Source organism: Streptomyces sp. NRRL S-244, assembly GCF_000717915.1.
Lineage (GTDB): Bacteria > Actinomycetota > Actinomycetes > Streptomycetales > Streptomycetaceae > Streptomyces.
In genome coordinates this window covers 111,106-134,631 of the sequence record NZ_JOCX01000009.1, presented here as the reverse complement: position 1 = coordinate 134,631, position 23,526 = coordinate 111,106, and the positions used below count along the sequence as shown (strand labels likewise).

Below are 23,526 nucleotides of genomic sequence, written 5' to 3'. Positions count from 1 at the left end.
GCATGCCGAAGAGCGTGACCGTACGGGTCCCCGCCAAGGTCAACGTGCAGCTCGCGGTGGGCGCGGCCCGGGCGGACGGGTTCCACGACCTGGCCAACGTCTTCCTCGCCGTGTCGCTGTACGACGAGGTGACGGTCACCGCGGCCGACACCCTCACCGTCACCTGCGCGGGCCCGGACGCGGACCAGGTCCCGCTGGACCGTACGAACCTGGCGGCGCGGGCGGCGGAGGTCCTCGCGGCCCGCCACGGCCTGTCCGACGCCGTCCACCTCCACATCGCGAAGAACATCCCGGTGGCCGGGGGCATGGCGGGCGGCAGCGCCGACGGCGCCGGCGCCCTGCTGGCCTGCGACGCCCTGTGGGGCCTGGACACGCCGCGCGACGAGCTCCTGAAGATGTGCGCGGAACTCGGCAGCGACGTGCCGTTCAGCCTGGTCGGCGGGGCGGCGCTCGGCACCGGGCGCGGGGAGCTCCTCACCCCGGTCGAGGCGGGCACCTTCCACTGGGTGTTCGCGGTGGCCGACGGCGGGCTGTCGACGCCGGCGGTGTTCCGCGAGTTCGACCGCCTGGCCGAGGGCCGGACCGTCCCGGTCCCGCAGGCCTCGCCGGCGCTGCTCGCCGCCCTCGCCTCGGGGGACCCGGACGCCCTGGGCGCGACCCTGGCCAACGACCTCCAGCCGGCGGCGCTGTCGCTGCGCCCGCAGCTGGCCGCGACGCTGGAGGCGGGCACCTCGGCCGGAGCCCTGGCCGCGCTGGTCTCCGGCTCCGGCCCGACGACGGCGTTCCTGGTCCGCGACCCGGAATCCGCGCTCAAGGTGGCCGCGGCCCTCGAAGCGTCGGGCACCTGCCGCACGACCCGTACGGCCACCAGCCCGGCCCCGGGGGCCACGGTCCTGGCGTCCTGACGCCCCCTGGTACCCAGGGCGAAGTGAGTATCCGCGCTCTGTTCCCGCCCGGGTCCCGGGCGGGAACGTGCACCCATGGGATACGCCGCACACACCGCCAAGGACCTCGCCGAGGCCACCCCCGACAGCCGGGACCGGTACGTCGACCTGCTGCGGGTCGCCTCGCTCGGGACCGTGCTCCTCGGGCACTGGCTGATGGCCGCCGTCAGCAGCGACGGCATAGGCAACCTGCTCGCCCTCGTGCCCGCGCTCCAAGTGCTCACCTGGGGCCTGCAGATCATGCCGGTGTTCTTCTTCGTCGGCGGGTTCTCGCACGCCCTGTCGTACCGGTCCCTGGTCCGGCGCGCCGACGGGCGGCCCGTCTACGCCGCCTTCCTGCGGGCCCGCCTCCACCGGCTGCTGCGGCCCACCCTCGTCTTCGTCCTCCTCTGGACCGCCGGGGCACTCGCCGTACAGCTCGCCGGCGGCGGGGAGGGGAAGCTGACCGGGGCCGCCCTGCGGCTGGTCACCCAGCCCCTGTGGTTCATCGGGATCTACCTCGCCATGGTCGCGTTCACCCCGGCCATGCTGAAGCTCCACCAGCGGTGGGGCTGGGGGGCCTTCGCCCTGGCGGCCGGGTCCGCGGCCGCCGTCGACGTACTGCGCTTCGCGCTCACCGTCCCGTACGTCGAGTTCCTGAACTTCGCGTTCGTCTGGCTCGCCGTCCACCAGCTCGGCTTCCTGCGCGCCGACGGCCGGATCACCCGGCCCGGGCTGCTCGCCGCCGCCGGGCTGACCGGCGCCGTGCTGCTCGTCGCGTACGGGCCGTACCCGCTGTCCATGGTCGGGATGCCGGGCGAGAAGGTGTCCAACATGGCCCCGCCCACCCTCGCCCTGCTGGCGCACGGGACGTGGCTCGTCGGAGCCGTGGAGCTGCTCAAGAGGCCGGCCGCCGCCCTGCTCGCCCGGCCCCGGGTCTGGCGCTCCGTCGTCGCCGCCAACGGGATCGCCATGACCGCCTTCCTCTGGCACCTCACCGCCATGCTCGCCGTGTACGCCGCCCAGCTCGGCCTCGGCCTGCGCCTGCCCGAGCCCGCCACCGCCGCCTGGTGGGCCCAGGTGCCCGTCCGGCTGTCGGCCGCCGCCGCGCTGACCGGCGTACTGGTCGCCGTCTTCCGCCGCTTCGAGGCGCCCGGCCGCGGCGGCGTCCGCCCCGGATCCGGACCCGGCGCCGCCCTCGGCATCACCCTGTGCCTGCTCGGCGTCCTCGGCCTGTCGATGACCGGGCTCGGCGGCCTGCTGGAGGGGCACAGCGCCACCCTGATCGCCTTCCCGGTCACCGCGCCCGCCGCCATCGGCATGGCTCTGGGAGGCTGGCTCCTGGTGGAGCGCCCGGCGTCGGCTCGGAGGGTTAGGCTGAGGGGCTGATCCACACCCTTCCCTGGAGCGCGTCTGATGGCCGTCAATCTGGTCAATGTCGAGGCAGTCGGCAAGGTGTACGGAACCCGTGCCCTGCTCGACGGCATCTCCCTCGGCGTGTCCGAGGGAGACCGGATCGGTGTCGTGGGCCGCAACGGCGACGGCAAGACCACCCTCATCCGCATGCTCGCCAAGCTGGAGGAGCCCGACACCGGACGGGTCACCCAGAGCGGCGGCCTGCGCATGGGCGTCCTCACCCAGCACGACTCCCTCGACCCCGCGGCGACCATCCGCCACGAGATCATCCGGGACATGGCCGACCACGAGTGGGCCGGCAACGCCAAGATCCGCGACGTGCTCACCGGACTCTTCGGCGGCCTCGACCTCCCCGGCTTCGGCCAGGGCCTCGACACCGTCATCGGGCCGCTCTCCGGCGGCGAGCGCCGGCGCATCGCGCTCGCCCAGCTGCTCATCGCCGACCAGGACCTCCTCGTCCTCGACGAGCCCACCAACCACCTCGACGTCGAGGGCATCTCCTGGCTGGCCAAGCACCTCCAGGAGCGCCGCTCCGCGCTCGTCTGCGTCACCCACGACCGCTGGTTCCTCGACCAGGTCTGCACCCGCATGTGGGACGTCCAGCGCGGCTCCGTCTACGAGTACGAGGGCGGCTACAGCGACTACGTCTTCGCCCGCGCCGAGCGCGAGCGCATCGCCGCCACCGAGGAGTCCAAGCGGCAGAACCTGATGCGCAAGGAGCTGGCCTGGCTGCGCCGCGGCGCCCCGGCCCGGACCTCCAAGCCGCGCTACCGCATCGAGGCCGCCAACGAGCTCATCGCCGACGTGCCGCCGCCGCGCGACAAGTCCGAGCTGATGCGCTTCGCCAACGCCCGCCTCGGCAAGACGGTGTTCGACCTGGAGAACGTCAGCGTCCAGGCCGGTCCGAAGGTCCTGCTCAAGCACCTCACCTGGCACCTGGGCCCCGGCGACCGCATCGGCCTCGTCGGCGTCAACGGCGCGGGCAAGACCTCGCTGCTGCGCGCGCTCGCGGAGGCGGCCCGTACGCAGGGCGACGTGCAGCCGGCCGCCGGGTCCGTCACCGTCGGCAAGACGGTCAAGCTGGCGTACCTCTCCCAGGAGGTCGGCGAACTCGACCCGTCCCTGCGGGTCCTGGAGGCCGTACAGCGCGTCCGTGACCGGGTGGACCTCGGCAAGGGCCGCGAGATGACGGCCGGTCAGCTGTGCGAGCAGTTCGGCTTCACGAAGGAGAAGCAGTGGACGCCCGTCGGCGACCTCTCGGGTGGTGAGCGGCGCCGGCTGCAGATCCTGCGGCTGCTGATGGACGAGCCCAACGTGCTCTTCCTCGACGAGCCCACCAACGACCTCGACATCGAAACCCTGACCCAGCTGGAGGACCTCCTCGACGGCTGGCCGGGCTCGATGATCGTCATCTCCCACGACCGGTTCTTCATCGAGCGCACCACCGACACGGTGATGGCCCTGCTGGGCGACGCGAGCCTGCGGATGCTGCCGCGCGGCCTGGACGAGTACCTGGAGCGGCGGCAGCGGATGATCGAGGCGGCCGCCCCGGCCCCCGCCCCGGTCGCCGCCAAGTCCTCGGCTTCCGGGGACTCCCGCGCGGCGAAGAAGGAGCTGCAGAAGATCGAGCGGCAGCTCAACAAGATGTCGGACCGCGAGACGAACCTGCACGCGCAGATCGCCGAGAACGCCACCGACTTCGACAAGGTCGCCAAGCTCGACGCCGAGCTGCGTGAACTCATCGCGGACCGGGACGAATTGGAGATGCGCTGGCTGGAGCTGGCCGAGGACGCCTAGATTCCGTCAGCCGAAGGCGTCAACTGACCGGATAACGGCGTTGTCACGGGCCGGTCCTCCCTTGGGAACAGGGGCCGGACCGGCCCGATGTAAGCGCGATGTCAGTGATAGAAAGGTCATCCCCCTACGCCACCCGACGCCGAAGGTATGCGCTGATGACCGAGCCGCCCCAGCCGCCGAACCAGCCGCCGACACCTTCCGGTTACGGTCACCTGCCCGGTCCGCCGCAGCCCGGGTACGGGTACCCGCAGCAGGGTGAGAACCCGTACGCGCAGCAGCCCCCGACGCAGCCCATGCAACCCGCGCAGCCGATGCCGCACCAGCCCGTGCCGCAGCAGGGCCACTTCCCGCCGCCGCCCGGCATGCCCACCGTCGGTGTGCACCCGGCCGGTGGCGCGCCGCAGCCGCCGAAGAAGAAGACGGCCGTCATCGTCGCCGCGGCCGTCGCCGGCGTGCTCGTCCTCGGCACCGGCGGGTACTTCGCCTTCTTCGACGGCGGGGACGAGGACCCGAAGAAGCCCGTCGCACAGAGCTCCGCGCCCGCCGACGGCAAGCCCTCCACCGAACCGGACAAGGGCGACGGCAGCGGCAACGGCTCCCAGGGGGCCGAGGACCTCAACGCGGGCCGCAAGCAGGGTGAGGACAAGGTCCTCTGGCTCAAGACCACCAAGATCGACGGACCCGGCATGGGCGTGGTGGCCGAGGGCCAGTGGGTCGTCGGCGACACCGTCGTCAAGAGCGTCTGGAAGACCCTCACCGCGTACGGGGTCACGGACGGCAAGCAGAAGTGGACGCTCGCGTTCCCCACCCCGATCTGCGCCGTCACCCGCCAGACCGCCGCCGAGGCCAAGACCGTCGTCATGGTCAGGGACGGCGACGGCGACTCCGCGACCTGCAACCAGATGAAGCAGGTCGACCTCAAGGCGGGCAAGGAAGGCTGGACGAAGGAGGTTCCCAAGGAGGGCCTCTTCGACATCATGACCAGCCCCACCGTCGGCATCACCGGCGACACCGTCGCCATCAGCCGCAGCGGCACCGCCAGCGCCTTCAAGGTCAGCACCGGCGACAAGCTCTTCGGCAGCGCCAACGCCGAGGGCTGCAAGCCCGACTCGTACGTGGTGAACAAGGGCAAGATGATCGCCATCTCGACCTGCTACGACGACGACCTCTCCAGCGAGGTCTCCGACGCCGACCCGGTCACCGGCAAGAAAACCTGGACCTTCAAACTGCCGGCCAAGTACAAGGTCGGCGCCGTCTACTCGCTGGACCCCCTCGTCCTCGACATCGGCAACCAGGAGAAGAAGGAACGCGCCATCGTGGTCCTCGGACCCGACGGGAAGCAGCGCGCCACCGTCAGCGGCGAGGGCAACTTCGCCACCGAGTGCAACAACGGCATCTTCCACTCCGTAGAGGTCTGCTCCCACACCGCCGTGGACGGGAACACCCTCTACCTGCCGACCGTCGCGGAGTCCGGCAAGGCCAACGAGGTCGTCGCCTTCGACCTGGACACCGGCAAGGCCAAGTGGCGCACCCCGGCCGGGGAGGGCCGCACCCTCACTCCGCTGGGGGCGGCGAACGGGCAGCTGGTCGCCTACCGCAAGGCCAAGGGCGACCAGGGCGGCGAGGTCGTCTCGATCCCGGCCGCCGGCGGCACGCCCACCGCGCTCCTGCGCAACCCGTCAGGAGCCGCCGCCCCGATCGAGCGCGGCTTCTACAACCCGCTGACCGACTACGTGGACGGCCGGTTCTTCATCGGCGTCACCATGCTTTCCGCCAAGGGCACGGACGAGAAGCTCCTGATGGTCTTCGGCAAGTGAACGAGTCCACCGAGCCGCCCACCGAGAGGCAGTAGCAAGCGATGAGTACCCCGCCGCCCCCCAACCAGCCGCCCGCCGGCGGCTTCGGAGCGCCGCAGGAGCCCGCACCCGGGGGCTTCGGAGCGCCGCCGCCGGTGCCGCCCGCGCCGCCGGCCGCCCCGCAGCCGCCGCCGATGCCGCCGACCGCGCCGCAGCAGCCGCCCGTACCGCCGGCAGCGCCCACCGCGCCGGCAGCGCCCGGCGTACCCGCGCAGGGGCAGCCGGCGTACGGCTATCCCCAGCAGGGGTACGGCTACCCGCAGCAGCAGCCCCCCGCCGGCGCCGAGGCCCCGCCGTCCTACGGCGCGCCCACGGCCCCGATGTACGCGGCCCAGCCCCCGGCCCCGGCCGGCGCGGGCGGCGGCGGCAACGACAAGCGCACCCAGCTGATGATCGTCGGCGCGGCCCTGCTCGCCATCGTCCTGATCATCGCGGGCGGCTTCTGGTACGTCTCCGGCGAGGACGGCGGCGGCGACCGGCAGCCGACCGCGAACGGCACCACCGGCGGCGACAAGCCCGGCCCCGGCACCCCCGGTTCGGAGAAGGCGCCCGCCAACACCAAGTCGAAGCCGCTGTTCAACCAGCCGAACCCGACGCCGGAAGAGGTCGTCACCGTCGCGGGCTCCTGGCTCACCGACTCGACGTACATCAAGTCGGACGTGGCGAAGGTCGTCGGCTACAACACCGTCGACGGCGCCAAGAAGTGGGAGATCCCGTTCCCGGGCGAGCTCTGTGGCGCCACCCAGCACGTCAGCGACAACAAGACGGCGGTCCTCTTCAAGCCCACCAAGCCCACGCCCGAGAACAAGTACCCGGCGTGCACCGAGGTCGGCGTCATCGACCTGAACGCCGGCAAGCTCGTCTGGTCCGGCAACGCCAAGGGCGCCACCTCCGGCGACAAGCCCGCCTCCTACTACGAGGTCACCCTCAGCGGCCAGACCGTCGCCGCGGGCGGCAGCAGCGGCGGCGCCGCCTGGAACCTCGCCGACGGCAAGTCCCTGTGGACGCCCAAGGTCGACGGCGAGGGCTGCTACGACAGCGGCTACGCCGGCGGCGAGGCCCTCGCCGTGATCCGCAAGTGCGGCCGCGGCGACAACCGGTCGCTGTACGCGCAGACCCTGGATCCGGCCACCGGCGCGCAGACGTCCTCGTACAAGCTCTCCCCGGGCATCGAGTGGGCGTCCATCGTCTCCACCAAGCCCCTGATCGTCGCCGCCGACGTCGGCAAGACCGCCAAGAACGCCACCGGCGTCAGCGACCTCTTCGTCGTCGACCCCAAGGGCGAGCTGAAGGCGCGCATCTCGCTCGCCTCCGGCACCTTCGGCGGCAAGTGCGGAGGCACCGAGGTCGAGAAGTGCGCCGGCTTCGTCGTCGGCAACGGCAAGGTCTACCTGCCCTCGATCGAGCACCAGGGCAAGGCGGAGGTCGGCCGCACCAACGAGCTGCTCTCCTTCGACCTGGAGACCGGCAAGCAGACCACCGACCGCGCCGACGCGGGCGAGCGGTACACCATGTTCCCGCTCCGCATGGACGGGTCGAACATCATCGCGTACAAGCAGCCCCCGTACGACAAGGGCGGCCAGGTCGTCAGCATCGACGGTACGACGATGAAGGAGACCGTCCTGATGGAGAACCCGGCGGAGAAGGCCAGCCGCACCGCCGAGACCGGTTTCTCGCCGGACTACTCCGAGTACCGCTACCACAACGGCAAGCTCTTCATCTCCCGGACGACGGCCAGGAAGCCGTACTCCGACAAGGGCGACCCCGAGTACCTGTTCGTCTCTTTCAGCGCCAGCTGATCCCCGGCCGATCCCGGCCGTTCACCGCAGCGGGCCCAAGCCCCCGGAAGGTCCGCCTTCCGGGGGCTTCTGCGCGGTAACCGCCTCGCACCGTCGAACAAGCGTGTAGCTTGCCGGGTCAGAAGGGTCGGGGGTGGGTGCGCGATGGGCGTACGGGTCATGGTGCTCGACGAGCACCGGCTGCTGGCCGAGGCGCTGGCCTCGGCCCTCAAACTGCGCGGGCACCGGGTGCTGGCCGCGGCCGCCCCGGCCGCGGGCGCCGCCGAGCTGGTCATCAGCCGGGCGCCGGAGGTCTGCCTGCTGGGCACCGCCACGCCCGCCGAGCCGGGGGTCTTCGAGCCGGTCGTCCGCATCAAGCGGGAACGGCCGCAGATCGCCGTCGTCGTCCTCGGCCCGGTGCCGAGCCCCCGCGGGATCGCGGCCGCCTTCGCCGCCGGCGCCTCGGGGTACGTACGCCACGACGAGCGGATCGAAGGGGTGGAGCGGGCGCTGGCCAAGGCCCGGGCGGGGGAGGTCGCGATCTCCCCGCAGCTGCTCCAGGGGGCCTTCGCGGAGCTGCTCAACCCCGCCGCCCAGCCCGACGACGAGGGCAGCCGGCTGCTGCGGCTGCTCACCCCGCGCGAGGTGGAGGTGCTGGTCCGGGTCGCGGAGGGCGAGGACACCCGGCTCATCGCGGCGGGCATGGAGATCGCGCCGAGCACCGCCCGTACGCACGTGCAGCGGGTGCTGATGAAGCTGGGCGTCGGCTCCCGGCTGGAGGCGGCCGCGCTGGCCGCGCGGACCGGGCTGCTGGACCGGGCGGGGCTGCCGTCGGCGGTCGCCGATTTCCCCGTGGGGCCGTAATCCGGTAAGCCAGTGACCGGCATGTGCACGCGCCCGCGTGCATCCCCCCGCGAGAGGCAGCAGACGAGTGAGCGAGACGGCGACTTCCAAGACGGCGGCTTCGGAAACGGCGACTTTCAAATACATGGTCACCGGCGGCGCCGGATACGTCGGCAGCGTCGTCGCGGCGCACCTCCTGGAGGCCGGGCACGAGGTCACCGTCCTCGACGACCTCTCCACCGGCTTCCGCGAGGGGGTCCCGGCGGGCGCCGCCTTCATCGAGGGCCGGATCCAGGACGCCGAGCGGTACCTGGACCCCTCCTACGACGCGGTGCTGCACTTCGCGGCCTCCTCGCAGGTCGGCGAGTCCGTCGCCAACCCGGGCAAGTACTGGGAGAACAACGTCGGCGGCACGCTCGCCCTGCTGGCCGCGATGCGCACGCACGGGGTGCGCAAGCTGGTGTTCTCCTCCACCGCGGCCACCTACGGAGAGCCCACCGAGGGCCTGCTCACCGAGGACTCGGTCACCAAGCCCACCAACCCGTACGGCGCCTCGAAGCTGGCCGTCGACCACATGATCGCCGGCGAGTGCGCGGCGCACGGCGTCGCTGCGGTCTCGCTGCGCTACTTCAACGTGGCGGGCGCGTACGGGGAGTTCGGCGAGCGGCACGACCCCGAGACCCACCTGATCCCGCTGGTGCTCCAGGTCGCCCTGGGCGAGCGGGCGTCGATCTCGGTGTTCGGCGAGGACTACCCGACCCCGGACGGCACCTGCGTACGCGACTACATCCACGTCGCCGACCTGGCGGAGGCCCACCTGGCCGCGCTGGAGGCCGCCACCGGGGGCGAGCACCTGATCTGCAACCTCGGCAACGGCAACGGCTTCTCGGTCCGCGAGGTCGTCGAGACGGTCCGCAAGGTCACCGGCGCCGAGATCCCCGAGGTCGTCGCCCCGCGCCGGGCCGGCGACCCGGCGGTGCTCGTCGCCTCCGCGCGCACCGCCCACGAGCGGCTCGGCTGGACCCCGGCCCGCTCGGACCTCACCGGCATCATCACGGACGCCTGGAACTTCACCCGCAAGCACCGTTCCTGAGGCGCCGCCCCGCCTTCAGCCCCTTCACCCGCGCCCCCCGCACCCGACGGTGCGGGGGGCGCGGTGCGTACGGCGCCGTGCGTGCCGCGGCGTGCGCGGGGGAGCGCGGAGGGGTGGGGGCGCCGTGGGCGGGCGCGGTGCGCGGGCGCCCGGCGTGCACACGCCGGGTGAAAAGGCCCCCGTGCAACTGCCCGTGGCACGGGCCTGCCGGAAACCGTCTTCCAGACCGTCTGTATGGACGAATTCAGGCCACGACAAACCCGGTTCGAGCCTGCCCAGCCGGAAATTCGCTCGGAAAACTTCTGCTATTCGGCCAACCGCGAGCCGCCACCCGTTCTACGCTGATGCGTGACACCGGTGGGGGCCGGTGTTGATTCAGGGGTCGAGACACGCCGGGTACGGCGTCCGGTCCGGGGTAGTGCAGAGATGTCTCGGCGGCGGCCGCGGCAGCTGCGGATCACCCGGTCCGGGCGCCGTACCCGCAGTCGTCCGTTCCCCGACCCTTGGGGGTTTTGTGGTTCGCATCCGGGTTCTCGTGGTCGACGATCACCGCATTTTCGCCGAATCGCTCGCAGCCGCGCTCGCGGCCGAGCCCGACGTGGACGTGTCCGCGGCCGGCAGCGGCCCCGCCGCGCTGCGCTGCCTCGAACGGGCGGTGGCCGAGGGCCGCCGCTTCGACGTCCTGCTCGTCGACGCCGATCTCGGCGCCGCCGCCGGAGCCGTGCCCGCGCAGCGCGAATCGGGCTCCGGTCCACCGCCCGGCGCGGACGGGATCGCGCTGGTCGCGGGGGTACGGGTGTCCCATCCCGGGGTCCGCACCGTCGTGCTCGCCGAGCGCGACGATCCGCGCCGGGCCGCGCACGCCCTCCAGGCGGGGGCTTCCGGCTGGGTGGCGAAGGACTGCTCGCTCTCGCGGCTGCTGGCCGTCATCCGCGGGGTCCTGCGCGAGGAGACCCACCTGCCGCCCGCGCTGCTCACCGGAGTGCTGCGCGAACTGACCGCCGCGCGCAAGCACCGTACGGACAGCGAGCGGCTCGTCGAGTCCCTCACGCCGCGGGAGCACGAGGTGCTGCGCTGCATGGTGGCGGGGCTGGGCCGCAAGGACGTGGCGGCGCGGCTGTTCCTGTCCCCGCACACCGTCCGTACGCACATGCAGAACGTGCTGGGCAAGCTCGGGGTGCACTCCACGCTCGCGGCGGTGGCACTGGCCCGGCGGGCCGGGGTGCGGCCGGCCGACCTAGCCGGGGATGTTGTCGAACGGAGCGGTCAACTGGCGTAGCAGCGCCGCGAGATCGCCGCGCTGGGCCTGGGAGAGCTGAGCGAGGATCGCCCTCTCCTGGGCCAGCAGGCCGGCCAGGGCCTGGTCGGCGCGGTCACGCCCCTCCGGGCTGAGCCGGACCAGCACTCCGCGCCGGTCGTTGGGGTCGGGCAGCCGCTCGACGAGGCCCTTCTTGGCGAGCCGGTCGATGCGGTTGGTCATCGTGCCCGAGGTGACCAGCGTCTGTGTCAACAGCTGGCCGGGGGAGAGCTGGTAGGGCGCGCCGGCGCGGCGCAGCGACGTCAGGACGTCGAACTCCCAAGGCTCCAGGCCGTGCTCGGAGAAGGCCAGCCTGCGGGCGCGGTCGAGGTGACGGGCGAGCCTGCTGACGCGGCTCAGCACTTCGAGCGGTTCCACGTCGAGGTCAGGGCGCTCCCGCCGCCATGCCGCTACCAATCGGTCGACCTCGTCCTCCATGCCGATCAGTGTAAGGGGTCTGTCGATGTGAAGTCTCTTCAAATCGAGGATCTCGGGGATGGATATCTCGATCCCATGAATCTTGACATCGAGATATATTCTGAGCGACGATGGGCATGGAGGGTGCCGGAACCGCTTCCGCTTCCGACCGCCCCGCCAGTAGGGAGGCTCGAACATGCATTCCGATATCGCGTCGGCAAGGATCCCCGCACCCACAGCCCACGCCGCGCCCACCTGGGACCCCCAGCAATACCTCCGGCACGCCGGACACCGAACCCGCCCCTTCCTCGACCTCCTGAACCGGATACCCGAGCTCCCGACCCGGCCCGCCCGCATCGCCGACCTCGGATGCGGCCCCGGCAACGTCACCGCGCTCCTTGCCGAACGCTGGCCCGAAGCCGACATCACCGGCTTCGACCTCTCCCCGGAGATGCTCCGCCGCGCCACCGGCGAGTACGCGGGCCCGACCTCCGGCGGCGGCCGCCTCGACTTCCGTCACGGCGACCTCGCGAGCTGGCTGCCCGAGGAGCCCTACGACCTGATCGTCTCCAACGCGGCCCTCCAGTGGGTCCCGAGCCACCCCGGCTCCTTCGCCGCCTGGATCAACGGACTGCGCCCCGGCGGCACCTTCGCCTTCCAGATCCCCGCCAACTTCACCGCCCCCAGCCACGCCCTGCTCGCCCGGCTCTGCGAGACCCCGCGCTGGCGGGGCCGCCTGGCCGGCCACGGGGCCCGCTACACCCACCTCCTCGAACCCGCCGAGTACCTGGCCCGGTTCATCGAGCTGGGCTGCGCCGTCGACACCTGGGACACCACCTACCACCAGCTGCTCACCGGCACCGACCCGGTGCTCGACTGGGTCAAGGGGACCGCCCTGCGGCCCGTCCTGACCGCCCTCGGGGACGACCGGGACGCCGTGGACGCCTTCCTCGCCGAATACCGCGACCTGCTGCGCGAGGCGTACCCGCCCGGGCCGCGCGGCACCGTCTTCCCGTTCCGCCGCATCTTCGTCGTCGCCCGCAAGGAGCTCTGACCGTGCTGAGCGCAGTCGACCACGTCCAACTCGCGGCGCCGCCCGGATCGGAGGACCGGCTGCGCGCGTACTACACGTACGTCCTCGGCATGACCGAGGTGCCCAAGCCGCCCGTCCTCGCCGCCCGCGGCGGCTGCTGGTTCGCGGCCGGGCCGGTGCAGCTGCACCTGGGCGTCGAGGAGGACTTCCGGCCCGCCCGCAAGGCGCACCCGGGGCTGCGGGTGACGGGGATAGAGGCGTACGCGCGGAGACTGCAGGAGCGCGGCGCCCGGGTCGTCTGGGACGACGACCTGCCGGGACACCGCCGCTTCTACTCCGAGGACCCCGTGGGCAACCGGATCGAGTTCTTGGAAGAGCGCGGCCCGCAGCCCCCCGCCTGAGCTCCACCGGGCCCGCTGTCCGGCCCCGTGCAACGCGACGGCGCCCCGCCACCGGATCTCCGGTGACGGGGCGCCGTCGCGTGCCGGTGCGCCTCGGTACTGCTCAGTTCTTGCGGTGGCCGACCAGCCGCGGCTTGGACTCCAGCCCGTCCAGCCCGTGCCAGGCCAGGTTCACCAGATGCGCCGCGACCTCGGCCTTCTTCGGCCGGCGCACGTCCAGCCACCACTGCCCGGTCAGCGCGACCATCCCGACCAGCGCCTGCGCGTACAGCGGGGCCAGTTTCGGGTCGAACCCGCGCGCCTTGAACTCCAGCCCCAGGATGTCCTCGACCTGCGTGGCGATGTCACTGATCAGCGAGGCGAACGTACCCGTCGACTGGGCGACCGGCGAGTCCCGGACGAGGATGCGGAAGCCGTCCGTGTACGACTCGATGTAGTCGAGCAACGCGAACGCCGCCTGCTCCAGCAGCTCGCGCGGATGCCCGGCCGTCAGCGCGCCGGTCACCCCGTCCAGCAGCTGGCGCATCTCCCGGTCCACGACGACCGCGTACAGGCCCTCCTTGCCCCCGAAGTGCTCGTACACCACCGGCTTGGAGACTCCGGCCTTCGCCGCGATCTCCTCCACCGACGTGCCCTCGAAGCCCTTCTCCGCGAACAGGGTGCGGCCGATGTCCAGCAGTTGCTGGCGCCGTTCGGCGCCCGTCATCCGGACCCGGCGGCCACGCCGGGGCTTGTCGCTGCTGGAACTGCTGCCGTCGATCGCCACGTCCCCCATCATGCCGCGTTCGACGCGTTTTCCCTGCGCCGGGCGTCGATGCGGTCCTTGGACGGCCAGCGCACGTCCGTGGCCCAGCCCGCCAGCTCGAACCAGCGGATCAGCCGGGCACTGGAGTCGACCTGGCCGCGCAGCACGCCGTGCCGGGCCGACGTCGGGTCCGCGTGGTGCAGGTTGTGCCAGGACTCGCCGCACGAGAGCACCGCCAGCCACCACACGTTGCCCGAGCGGTCCCGCGACTTGAACGGGCGCTTGCCGACCGCGTGGCAGATCGAGTTGATCGACCACGTCACGTGGTGCAGCAGCGCGACCCGTACCAGCGAGCCCCAGAAGAACGCCGTGAACGCGCCCCACCACGACATCGTGACCAGACCGCCGACCAGCGGCGGGATCGCCAGCGACACGATCGTCCACAGGAGGAAGTCACGCGAGATCCGCCGGATCGCCGGATCCTTGACCAGGTCCGGGGCGTACTTCTGCTGGTTGGTCTGCTCCTCGTCGAAGAGCCACCCGATGTGCGCCCACCACAGCCCCTTCATCAGCGCCGGGAGGGTCTCGCCGAAGCGCCACGGCGAATGCGGGTCGCCGTCGTGGTCGGAGAACTTGTGGTGCTTGCGGTGGTCCGCCACCCAGCGCACCAGCGGGCCCTCCACCGCCATCGAACCCATCACGGCCAGCACGATCCGCAGCGGCCGCTTCGCCTTGAAGGAACCGTGCGTGAAGTACCGGTGGAAGCCGATGGTGATCCCGTGGCAGGCCAGGAAGTACATGAACACCATCAGGCCGAGATCCAGCCAGCTCACCCCCCAGCCCCAGGCCAGCGGGATCGTCGCCAGCAGCGCCAGGAAGGGGACGACGATGAACAGCAGCAGGGCGATCTGCTCGATGGAGCGCTTGTTCTCGCCTCCGAGGGTCGCGGAGGGCACGGGGGAATCGGAATCGGAGGCCGCCGAGGCGTCCTTGATCAGCTCGGGACTGGTGGTCATGAGGGTCCCCTGGGGGTGAGGAATCGGCAGGCGCCCCTGGCGCCAGCCCTGGCTACGGATCCGTAACCTACGGCAACGTAAGTATGGCAAAGGCGGAGCCCACGGCAAGGGGAGCACGGCCGGGCCCGAGGCGCTCTCGAGGGCGCTTGGAGCAGCCCGCGCGCCGCCTGGTGAGACGTTTGGCGAGGTACGAGGCCCGGACACCTATCCTGGTGTCGTCGGACAGCGCGGTCCGCACGGGCAGCCGAGCTGCGCACCAGGTGGGGACACCCCCTGGGCCCCTCCCAGCGACAGCCGGGGAAGGAGTCCGGGCACACCCCGCGCACCCCGGAGCCCACCTCCCAGTAGCGCTCGAACACTGCAAGGAGCCGCACCTGTGAGCAGTGCTGACCAGGCCTCCTCCACCCCGGCCAAGGCCCCGGCCACCGCCGTCGCCGCCGCCAACGCGGAGCTGCGGGCGGACATCCGCCGCCTCGGCGACCTCCTCGGCGAGACCCTCGTCCGCCAAGAAGGGCAAGACCTCCTCGACCTCGTCGAACGAGTGCGCGCCCTGACCCGCACCGACGGCATCGCTGCCGCCGCGCTGCTCGGCGACATCGACCTGGAGACCGCGGCCAAGCTCGTACGGGCCTTCTCCACCTACTTCCACCTGGCCAACGTCACCGAACAGGTGCACCGCGGCAAGGAACTGCGCGCCCACCGAGCCGCGGAGGGCGGGCTCCTCGCCCGCACCGCCGACATGCTCAAGGACGCCGACCCCGAGCACCTGCGCGAGACGGTCAAGAACCTCAACGTCCGCCCCGTCTTCACCGCGCACCCCACCGAGGCGGCCCGCCGCAGCGTCCTCAACAAGCTGCGCCGCATCGCGGCCCTGCTGGAGGAGCCCGTCGCCGGCGCCGGCGAACGCCGCCGCCACGACCTGCGCCTCGCCGAGAACATCGACCTCGTCTGGCAGACCGACGAGCTGCGCGTCGTACGCCCGGAGCCCGCCGACGAGGCCCGCAACGCCATCTACTACCTCGACGAGCTGCACGCCGGCGCCGTCGGGGACGTGCTCGAAGACCTCGCCGCGGAACTCCAGCGCGTCGGCGTCGAGCTGCCCGCGGGCACCCGCCCCCTCACCTTCGGCACCTGGATCGGCGGCGACCGCGACGGCAACCCCAACGTCACGCCCGACGTCACCCGCGACGTACTGATCCTCCAGCACGAGCACGGCATCACCGACGCCCTCGAACTCGTCGACTTCCTGCGCGGACTGCTGTCGAACTCCATCCGCTACACCGGCGCCACCGAGGAACTCCTCTCCTCCCTCCAGGCCGACCTCGAACGCCTCCCCGAGATCAGCCCGCGCTACAAGCGGCTCAACGCGGAGGAGCCGTACCGCCTCAAGGCCACCTGCATCCGGCAGAAGCTCGTCAACACCCGCGAGCGCCTCGCCAAGGGCACCCCCCACGAGGAAGGCCGCGACTACCTCGGCACCGCCGAGCTCCTCACCGACCTCACCCTCATCCAGACCTCCCTGCGCGAACACCGCGGCGCCCTCTTCGCCGACGGCCACATGGACCGCACCATCCGCACGCTGGCCGCCTTCGGCCTCCAGCTCGCCACCATGGACGTCCGCGAACACGCCGACGCCCACCACCACGCGCTGGGCCAGCTCTTCGACCGCCTCGGCGAGGAGTCCTGGCGCTACGCCGACATGCCGCGCGACTACCGGCAGAAGCTCCTCGCCAAGGAGCTGCGCTCGCGCCGCCCGCTGGCGCCCACCCCGGCCCCGCTCGACGCCGCCGGACAGAAGACCCTCGGCGTCTTCTCCGCCGTCAAGGACGCCTTCGAGAAGTTCGGCCCCGAGGTCATCGAGTCGTACATCATCTCGATGTGCCAGGGCGCCGACGACGTCTTCGCCGCCGCCGTCCTCGCCCGCGAGGCCGGCCTCGTCGACCTCCACGCCGGCTGGGCCAAGATCGGCATCGTGCCGCTCCTGGAGACCACCGACGAGCTGCGCGCCGCCGACGTCATCCTCGACGACATGCTCGCCGACCCCTCCTACCGGCGCCTCGTCTCGCTGCGCGGCGACGTCCAGGAGGTCATGCTCGGCTACTCCGACTCCTCCAAGTTCGGCGGCATCACCACCAGCCAGTGGGAGATCCACCGCGCCCAGCGCCGGCTGCGCGACGTCGCCCACCGCTACGGGGTGCGCCTGCGCCTCTTCCACGGCCGCGGCGGCACCGTCGGCCGCGGCGGCGGCCCCTCCCACGACGCGATCCTCGCCCAGCCCTGGGGCACCCTCGAAGGCGAGATCAAGGTCACCGAGCAGGGCGAGGTCATCTCCGACAAGTACCTCGTACCGTCGCTGGCCCGCGAGAACCTGGAGCTGACCGTCGCGGCCACCCTCCAGGCCTCCGCCCTGCACACCGCCCCCCGCCAGTCCCACGACGACCTCGCCCGCTGGGACGCGGCCATGGACACCGTCTCCGACGCCGCCCACGCCGCGTACCGGGAGCTCGTCGAGGACCCGGACCTGCCGGCGTACTTCTTCGCCGCCACCCCCGTCGACCAGCTCGCCGACCTCCACCTGGGCTCCCGCCCCTCCCGCCGCCCCGACTCCGGCGCCGGCCTCGACGGCCTGCGCGCCATCCCGTGGGTCTTCGGCTGGACCCAGTCCCGCCAGATCGTCCCCGGCTGGTACGGAGTCGGCTCGGGCCTCAAGGCCCTGCGCGAGGCCGGCGGCGAATCCGCCCTCGCCGAGATGGGCGCGCGCTGGCACTTCTTCCGCAACTTCCTGTCCAACGTCGAGATGACGCTGGCCAAGACCGACCTGCGGATCGCCCGCCACTACGTCGACACCCTCGTCCCGGACGACCTCAAGCACGTCTTCGCCCGCATCGAGGCCGAACACGAGCTCACCGTCCGCGAGGTCCTGCGCATCACCGGCGGCCACAAACTCCTGGACTCCAACCCGGTCCTCCAGCAGACCTTCGCCGTCCGCGACGCCTACCTGGACCCGATCTCCTACCTCCAGGTCTCCCTGCTGGCCCGCCAGCGCGCGGCGGCCGCCCGGGGCGAGGACGCCGACCCCCTCCTGGCCCGAGCCCTGCTCCTCACGGTCAACGGCGTGGCGGCAGGCCTGCGCAACACCGGCTGACCGCTCTCGGGGCCCGTACCGGCCGGGAACACGGGGAAGCCCCCGCACCGGCCGGTGCGGGGGCTTCCCCGTGTCGTGTCCGTCAGGAGTTGTAGGAGGACTGGGCGCGCTCCAGGCCCTCCGCGATCAGGCACTCGACGGAGTCCGCGGCCCGGTCCACGAACCAGTCCAGCTCCTTGCGCTCCGTGGACGAGAAGTCCTTCAGCACGAAGTCCGCGACCTGCATGCGGCCGGGCGGGCGCCCGATGCCGCAGCGGACCCGGTGGTACTCCGGCCCCATCGACTTCGTCATCGACTTCAGGCCGTTGTGCCCGTTGTCCCCGCCGCCCAGCTTCAGCCGCAGCGTCGGGTAGTCGATGTCCAGTTCGTCGTGGACCGCCACGATCCGGTCCACCGGCACCTTGTAGAAGTCGCGCAGTGCCGTCACCGGGCCGCCCGACAGGTTCATGAACGACATGGGCTTCGCCAGCACCACCCGGCGGTTCGCCGGACCCGGCGGGCCCATGCGGCCCTCGACCACCTGGGCCCGTGCCTTGTGCGCCTTGAACTTCCCGCGCATCCGCTCGGCCAGCAGGTCCACCACCATGAACCCGATGTTGTGGCGGTTGCCCGCGTACTCCGCCCCGGGGTTACCGAGGCCGACGATCAGCCACGGCGCCGCGTCGTCCGACATCCATGCTCCTTAACGAGGACGACCGCCGTCCCGCTCCCAGTGGAGCCGGACGGCGGTCGATCAGCAAGTGCTGAGGGGGAAGGGCGAGGCTCAGGCCTCGGTGCCCTCGGTGGCGGCCTCGGCAGCCGGCTCCTCGGCCTGCGGGGCGACGACCTGCAGGACGGCGGTCTCGCCGTCGACGGCCAGCGTGGTGCCGGCCGGCAGGACCAGGTCCTTGGCGTGGATGGAGGCACCGGCCTCGAGGCCCGCGATGGAGACGGTGACCTCGGTCGGGATGTGGGTGGCCTCGGCCTCGACCGTGATGGTGTTGAGCAGGGTCTCCAGCATGTTGCTGCCGGCGGCCAGCTCGCCCTCGGTGACGACGGCGACCTCGACGGTGACCTTCTCGCCCTTCTTGACGATCAGGAAGTCGACGTGGGAGATCGAGCGCTTCAGGGGGTGCTTCTGCACGGCCTTCGGGATGACCAGCTCGGTGCCGTCGCCCTCGATGTCCAGGGAGATCAGGACGTTCGGGGTACGCAGCGCCAGCGCCAGGCCGTGGCCCTCGACGTTGACGTGCTTCGGGTCGTTGCCGTGGCCGTAGATGACACCGGGAACCATGGCGTCGCGACGGGCCTGGCGGGCAGAGCCCTTGCCGAAGGTGTTGCGGAGCTGGGCGGAAAGCTTGACCTCGGACATGCTCACTCCTCGTGGGGTGACGGAATTGGACGACGGTCACCCGGCCTGAACGGCCTGCTACGAAGAGCGCGTCGATAACGGAGCGCCGACACCGAAAAGGTGCGGCCTCCCTCGCCGAGCAACTCGTCGAGTCTACCCGGCGCGGAGGCCGCACCCAAAAGGATCTCTGTACTGCCGGTTACTGCTGCTCTTCGAACAGGCTGGTGACCGAGCCGTCTTCGAAGACCTCGCGCACCGCGCGCGCGACCATCGGGGCGATCGACAGGACCGTGATCTTGTCGAGCTCCAGGTCGGAGGGGTCCGGCAGGGTGTTCGTGAAGATGAACTCGCTGACCTTCGAGTTCTTCAGGCGGTCCGCCGCCGGCCCCGACAGGATGCCGTGCGTGGCCGTCACGATGACGTCCTCCGCGCCGTGCGCGAACAGCGCGTCGGCGGCGGCGCAGATCGTGCCACCCGTGTCGATCATGTCGTCGACCAGGACGCAGACGCGGCCGCGGACCTCGCCGACGACCTCGTGGACCGTCACCTGGTTGGCGACGTCCTTGTCACGGCGCTTGTGGACGATCGCCAGCGGCGCGTCCAGACGGTCGCACCAGCGGTCGGCGACGCGCACGCGGCCGGCGTCCGGGGAGACGATCGTCAGCTTGCTGCGGTCCACCTTCGCGCCCACGTAGTCCGCGAGGACCGGCAGCGCCGACAGGTGGTCCACCGGGCCGTCGAAGAAGCCCTGGATCTGGTCCGTGTGCAGGTCGACCGTCAGGATGCGGTCCGCACCGGCGGTCTTCAGCAGATCGGCGACCAGGCGCGCCGAGATCGGCTCGCGGCCCTTGTGCTTCTTGTCCTGGCGGGCGTACCCGTAGGAGGGGATGATCACGGTGATGGAGCGAGCCGACGCGCGCTTCAGCGCGTCGATCATGATCAGCTGCTCCATGATCCACTTGTTGATCGGAGCCGTGTGGCTCTGGATCAGGAAGCAGTCCGCGCCACGAGCCGACTCCTGGAAGCGGACGTAGATCTCACCGTTCGCGAAGTCGAAAGCCTTGGTCGGCACGAGGGCAACGCCCAGCTGATGCGCAACCTCCTCGGCCAGCTCGGGGTGGGCGCGGCCGGAGAAGAGCATCAGCTTCTTCTCGCCGGTCGTCTTGATCCCGGTCACAGCACAGTCTCCTCAGACGTGTTGAAAGCTGCTCGCCCCCGTGTGCGTCCGTCCCGCACACGGTGAGCCAGCCGAATTGCGTGCACCTATCACGGTACGCCCTGCCGGGCCTACCTGTTTCCGGTCAGTTCACCTCAACGAGGCCTCAGCGGGGGTCGGAATCCTCCTGGACCGCCGACTGGGCCGCCGTCGCCGCGGCGCTTCCCGGACGCTTGCGAGCCACCCAGCCCTCGATATTGCGCTGCTGGCCGCGGGCCACGGCCAGCGCACCCGGCGGCACATCCTTCGTGATCACCGAACCGGCCGCCGTGTAGGCGCCGTCCCCGATCGTGACGGGCGCCACAAACATGTTGTCCGAGCCCGTCTTGCAGTGTGAGCCGACCGTCGTGTGGTGCTTGTGCTCGCCGTCGTAGTTCACGAACACGCTCGCCGCGCCGATGTTGGTGTGCTCGCCGATCGTCGCGTCGCCCACGTACGACAGGTGCGGCACCTTCGTGCCCTCGCCGATCGTCGCGTTCTTCATCTCCACGTACGTGCCGGCCTTCGCCTTCGGGCCCAGGTCCGTACCGGGACGCAGGTACGCGTACGGGCCGACGGACGCCGACTCGCCGATGACCGCCGTGTCCGCCACCGTGTTGTCCACGCGCGCCCGCGGGCCCACCCGCGTGTCCTTGAGCCGGGTGTTCGGACCGACCTCGGCGCCCTCGGCGACGTGCGTCGTGCCGAGCAGCTGCGTGCCCGGGTGGATCAGCGCGTCCTGCCCGAAGGTCACCGTCACGTCCACGAAGGTGCTCGCCGGGTCGACGACCGTCACGCCCGCGAGCATCGCCTGCTCCAGCAGGCGGGCGTTGAGCAGCGCGCGGGCCTCGGCGAGCTGGACGCGGTTGTTGATCCCGAGGATCTGGCGGTGGTCGCCGCCGACGGCCGCGCCGACGCGGTGACCGGCCTCGCGCAGGATGCCGAGCACGTCGGTGAGGTACTCCTCGCCCTGGCTGTTGTCCGTGCGCACCTTGCCGAGCGCGTCCGAGAGGAGGGCGCCGTCGAAGGCGAAGACCCCGGAGTTGATCTCCCGGATCGCGCGCTGGGAGTCGGTGGCGTCCTTGTGCTCGACGATGGCGGTGACGGCGCCGTCCGCGCCGCGGATGATCCGGCCGTAGCCGGTGGAGTCCGGCACCTCGGCGGTGAGCACGGTGACGGCGTTGCCGTCGGCCTCGTGCGTCCGCACGAGCTGCCCGAGGGTCTCGCCGGTCAGCAGGGGGGTGTCGCCGCAGACGACGACCACGGTGCCGTTCTGCTGGCCGCCGAGCTCTTCGAGGGCCATGCGGACGGCGTGTCCGGTGCCGTTCTGCTCGTACTGGACGGCGGTGCGGACGCCGGCGTCGATCCCGGTCAGGTGCGCGGTGACCTGCTCGCGGGCGTGGCCGACGACGACCACGAGGTGCTCGGGGTCCAGCTCGCGCGAGGCGGCGACGACGTGGCCCACGAGCGAGCGCCCGCAGATCTCGTGCAGAACCTTGGGAGTGGCCGACTTCATGCGGGTGCCTTCACCCGCTGCGAGTACGACGACGGCTGCCGGGCGGTTGGCGCTCACGGGTGTGCCCTTCGGCTTCGGGTGGTGGACCCGTGAAGGATACCGGGGCGTTACGCCCCGAGAACGAGGCCGGGTCCCGACCGACCGGTCGGGACCCGAACTGATAGATGCTCCCCCGCCAGGACTCGAACCCGGACATAAGGCACCAAAAGCCTCAGTGCTGCCAATTACACCACAGGGGATTATTTACGACTAAACCGGACAATACGCCGTGTCCGTCGAGTCGACGGCACTACTATGCCGCACCATCACCCCTCGACGCGACGGTAAAGATCAGTGCCTTGCCTCGCGTTCCGTCCGCCGGAATTCGGTTCGCCGGTGGGCCGGGGGCGCTGCGTACGCTGGACGGCATGACCAGTACGGGGGAAGAGCGGGGCGGGGCCGGGCGCGACGGGCCGTGGTGGTGGGAGCGGCCGCGGGGGGCCGTGCTCGATGTGGGGCTGGCCGCGGTTTCGGCCGTCGAGTGCGCCGTCGAGGGGGTGCCCTTCGCGCACGAGGCCGGGCTTCCGGTGCCGGTCGGAGTGCTGTTCGGGCTGCTCGTGGGGTCCACGCTCGTACTGCGGCGGCGCTGGCCGATCGCCGTGGTGCTGGTCGGGATCGCCGTGTCGCCGGCCGCGATGGGGTTCCTGCTCGGGGTGGTCGGGCTGTACACGCTCGCCGCCTGCGAGGTGCCCCGGCGGATCACCGCGACGCTGGCCTCGATGTCGCTGGTGGCGACCCTCGTGGTGATGTACGTGCGGACCAGCGGGGACCAGGGGGCTTCGCAGTCGCTCGTCATCGTGCTGTCCGTGTTCGTGGCGGTGGCGCTGACCGTGCCGCCGGTGCTGCTCGGCCTGTACATAGGGGCGCGGCGGCGGCTGATGGAGAGCTTGGAGGAGCGGGCGGATTCGCTGGAGCGCGAGCTGTCGCTGCTCGCGGACCGGGCGGAGGAGCGGGCCGAGTGGGCCCGTACGGAGGAGCGGACGCGGATCGCGCGGGAGATGCACGACGTCGTGGCGCACCGGGTGTCGCTGATGGTGGTGCACGCGGCGGCGCTGGAGGCGGTGGCGGCCAAGGATCCGGAGCGGGCGGCGAAGAACGCCGCGCTCGTGGGGGACATGGGGCGCCAGGCGTTGACGGAGCTGCGGGAGATGCTGGGGGTGCTGCGGGCGGCGGAGTCGCCGAAGCGGGTCCCCGCCGCTGCCGCGGCGGTGCCGGTGGCCGCGCTGGTGGGGAGTTTCGAGGACGGGCCCGGGCCTTCGCTGGGTGAGCTGGAGGCGCTGGTCGGGCAGTCGCGGGCGGCCGGGATGGTCGTGGAGCTGGATGTCCGGGGCGCGGGGGCGGGGTATCCGGCGGAGGTGGAGCAGACGGCGTACCGGGTGGTGCAGGAGGCGCTGACGAACTGCCACAAGCACGCGCCGGGTGCGCGGGTGGTGGTGCGGCTGGCTCATCGCGAGGGCGAGGTGGCCATGCAGGTGGAGAACGGGCCGTGCGGGGCGGATGTGGACCGGCCCGGCCTGCCGAGCGGCGGGAACGGGCTGGTCGGCATGCGCGAGCGGGTGCTCGGCCTGGGCGGCGTCTTCGTGTCCGGCCCGACGGACGAGGGCGGCTTCAAGGTCTCGGCGGTCCTGCCGTGCGCCCCGCGCCGGGGGTAGGACCGACCGGCGCGGCCCGGATACCGGGCCCGGC

Annotated in this window: 19 protein-coding genes and 1 tRNA gene; 12 read left to right on the top strand and 8 right to left on the bottom strand. The window is 71.7% G+C overall.

Annotation, left to right across the window (positions count from 1 at the left end; genetic code table 11):
- Window positions 1-2: 2 nt before the first annotated feature.
- The 8 genes from IF02_RS0113360 to IF02_RS0113325 all read left to right on the top strand — a co-directional run bounded on the left by IF02_RS0113360 (window position 3) and on the right by IF02_RS0113325 (window position 10,985).
- Window positions 3-905: a 4-(cytidine 5'-diphospho)-2-C-methyl-D-erythritol kinase gene (locus tag IF02_RS0113360; RefSeq protein ID WP_030156570.1), complete on the top strand. Its 903-nt coding sequence runs from the start codon at window positions 3-5 to the stop codon at window positions 903-905.
- A 75-nt stretch (window positions 906-980) separates the two neighbouring features.
- Window positions 981-2,312, top strand: coding sequence for an acyltransferase family protein (locus IF02_RS0113355; protein ID WP_030156568.1), 1,332 nt, complete (start codon window positions 981-983; stop codon window positions 2,310-2,312).
- A 27-nt stretch (window positions 2,313-2,339) separates the two neighbouring features.
- On the top strand, window positions 2,340-4,136 hold the full coding sequence (locus IF02_RS0113350) for an ABC-F family ATP-binding cassette domain-containing protein (protein ID WP_030156566.1): 1,797 nt from the start codon (window positions 2,340-2,342) through the stop codon (window positions 4,134-4,136).
- Window positions 4,137-4,291: 155 nt separating this feature from the next.
- The gene (locus tag IF02_RS0113345) at window positions 4,292-5,953 is read left to right on the top strand and encodes a PQQ-binding-like beta-propeller repeat protein (protein WP_030156565.1); all 1,662 of its coding nucleotides are present in this window, start codon (window positions 4,292-4,294) and stop codon (window positions 5,951-5,953) included.
- Window positions 5,954-5,994: 41 nt separating this feature from the next.
- On the top strand, window positions 5,995-7,791 hold the full coding sequence (locus tag IF02_RS0113340; RefSeq protein WP_030156563.1) for a PQQ-binding-like beta-propeller repeat protein: 1,797 nt from the start codon (window positions 5,995-5,997) through the stop codon (window positions 7,789-7,791).
- Between the two features lie 144 nt (window positions 7,792-7,935).
- Window positions 7,936-8,634 carry a response regulator transcription factor gene (locus IF02_RS0113335; RefSeq protein WP_030156561.1) on the top strand — a complete coding sequence of 233 codons (699 nt, stop codon included), beginning with the start codon at window positions 7,936-7,938 and terminating at the stop codon, window positions 8,632-8,634.
- Window positions 8,635-8,758: 124 nt separating this feature from the next.
- Window positions 8,759-9,706, top strand: a complete 948-nt coding sequence (gene galE, locus IF02_RS0113330; RefSeq protein WP_030156559.1) for a UDP-glucose 4-epimerase GalE — start codon at window positions 8,759-8,761, stop codon at window positions 9,704-9,706.
- A gap of 514 nt (window positions 9,707-10,220) precedes the next feature.
- Window positions 10,221-10,985 carry a response regulator transcription factor gene (locus IF02_RS0113325; RefSeq protein WP_030156558.1) on the top strand — a complete coding sequence of 255 codons (765 nt, stop codon included), beginning with the start codon at window positions 10,221-10,223 and terminating at the stop codon, window positions 10,983-10,985.
- Here IF02_RS0113325 and IF02_RS0113320 read toward each other — a convergent pair.
- Window positions 10,944-11,441 (bottom strand): MarR family winged helix-turn-helix transcriptional regulator, encoded by a 498-nt coding sequence (locus tag IF02_RS0113320; protein WP_030156556.1) that lies wholly within the window; start codon window positions 11,439-11,441, stop codon window positions 10,944-10,946. The two genes, IF02_RS0113325 and IF02_RS0113320, sit on opposite strands and share 42 nt — an antisense overlap.
- 175 nt (window positions 11,442-11,616) lie before the next feature.
- Here IF02_RS0113320 and IF02_RS0113315 point away from each other — a divergent pair, with 175 nt between their 5' ends.
- Window positions 11,617-12,474 carry a trans-aconitate 2-methyltransferase gene (locus IF02_RS0113315; RefSeq protein ID WP_030156553.1) on the top strand — a complete coding sequence of 286 codons (858 nt, stop codon included), beginning with the start codon at window positions 11,617-11,619 and terminating at the stop codon, window positions 12,472-12,474.
- Between the two features lie 2 nt (window positions 12,475-12,476).
- Window positions 12,477-12,854, top strand: a complete 378-nt coding sequence (locus IF02_RS0113310) for a VOC family protein (RefSeq protein ID WP_030156552.1) — start codon at window positions 12,477-12,479, stop codon at window positions 12,852-12,854.
- 103 nt (window positions 12,855-12,957) lie between these two features.
- Here IF02_RS0113310 and IF02_RS0113305 read toward each other — a convergent pair whose 3' ends face one another.
- Window positions 12,958-13,629, bottom strand: a complete 672-nt coding sequence (locus tag IF02_RS0113305; protein WP_037836190.1) for a TetR/AcrR family transcriptional regulator — start codon at window positions 13,627-13,629, stop codon at window positions 12,958-12,960.
- Window positions 13,629-14,615 (bottom strand): acyl-CoA desaturase, encoded by a 987-nt coding sequence (locus IF02_RS0113300; RefSeq protein ID WP_030156548.1) that lies wholly within the window; start codon window positions 14,613-14,615, stop codon window positions 13,629-13,631. Before IF02_RS0113300 ends, IF02_RS0113305 begins: the two co-directional genes overlap by 1 nt.
- 376 nt (window positions 14,616-14,991) lie before the next feature.
- On the opposite strand from IF02_RS0113300, the gene ppc reads away from it, so the two are divergent.
- Complete coding sequence (ppc, locus tag IF02_RS0113295) at window positions 14,992-17,760, top strand: phosphoenolpyruvate carboxylase (protein WP_030156547.1); 2,769 nt, start codon at window positions 14,992-14,994, stop codon at window positions 17,758-17,760.
- A gap of 82 nt (window positions 17,761-17,842) precedes the next feature.
- On the opposite strand, the gene pth is transcribed toward ppc, so the two are convergent.
- The 5 genes from pth to IF02_RS0113270 form a co-directional block, all read right to left on the bottom strand.
- The gene (gene pth / locus IF02_RS0113290; RefSeq protein ID WP_030156545.1) at window positions 17,843-18,433 is read right to left on the bottom strand and encodes an aminoacyl-tRNA hydrolase; all 591 of its coding nucleotides are present in this window, start codon (window positions 18,431-18,433) and stop codon (window positions 17,843-17,845) included.
- Between the two features lie 90 nt (window positions 18,434-18,523).
- Window positions 18,524-19,111 carry a 50S ribosomal protein L25/general stress protein Ctc gene (locus tag IF02_RS0113285; protein ID WP_030156543.1) on the bottom strand — a complete coding sequence of 196 codons (588 nt, stop codon included), beginning with the start codon at window positions 19,109-19,111 and terminating at the stop codon, window positions 18,524-18,526.
- A 178-nt stretch (window positions 19,112-19,289) separates the two neighbouring features.
- Window positions 19,290-20,267 carry a ribose-phosphate diphosphokinase gene (locus IF02_RS0113280; protein ID WP_030156542.1) on the bottom strand — a complete coding sequence of 326 codons (978 nt, stop codon included), beginning with the start codon at window positions 20,265-20,267 and terminating at the stop codon, window positions 19,290-19,292.
- Window positions 20,268-20,412: 145 nt separating this feature from the next.
- On the bottom strand, window positions 20,413-21,858 hold the full coding sequence (gene glmU / locus IF02_RS0113275; protein ID WP_030156540.1) for a bifunctional UDP-N-acetylglucosamine diphosphorylase/glucosamine-1-phosphate N-acetyltransferase GlmU: 1,446 nt from the start codon (window positions 21,856-21,858) through the stop codon (window positions 20,413-20,415).
- 110 nt (window positions 21,859-21,968) lie between these two features.
- A tRNA-Gln gene (locus IF02_RS0113270) sits at window positions 21,969-22,040 on the bottom strand.
- A 168-nt stretch (window positions 22,041-22,208) separates the two neighbouring features.
- Here IF02_RS0113270 and IF02_RS0113265 point away from each other — a divergent pair.
- Complete coding sequence (locus IF02_RS0113265) at window positions 22,209-23,492, top strand: sensor histidine kinase (protein WP_030156538.1); 1,284 nt, start codon at window positions 22,209-22,211, stop codon at window positions 23,490-23,492.
- The last annotated feature ends 34 nt before the right edge of the window (window positions 23,493-23,526 follow it).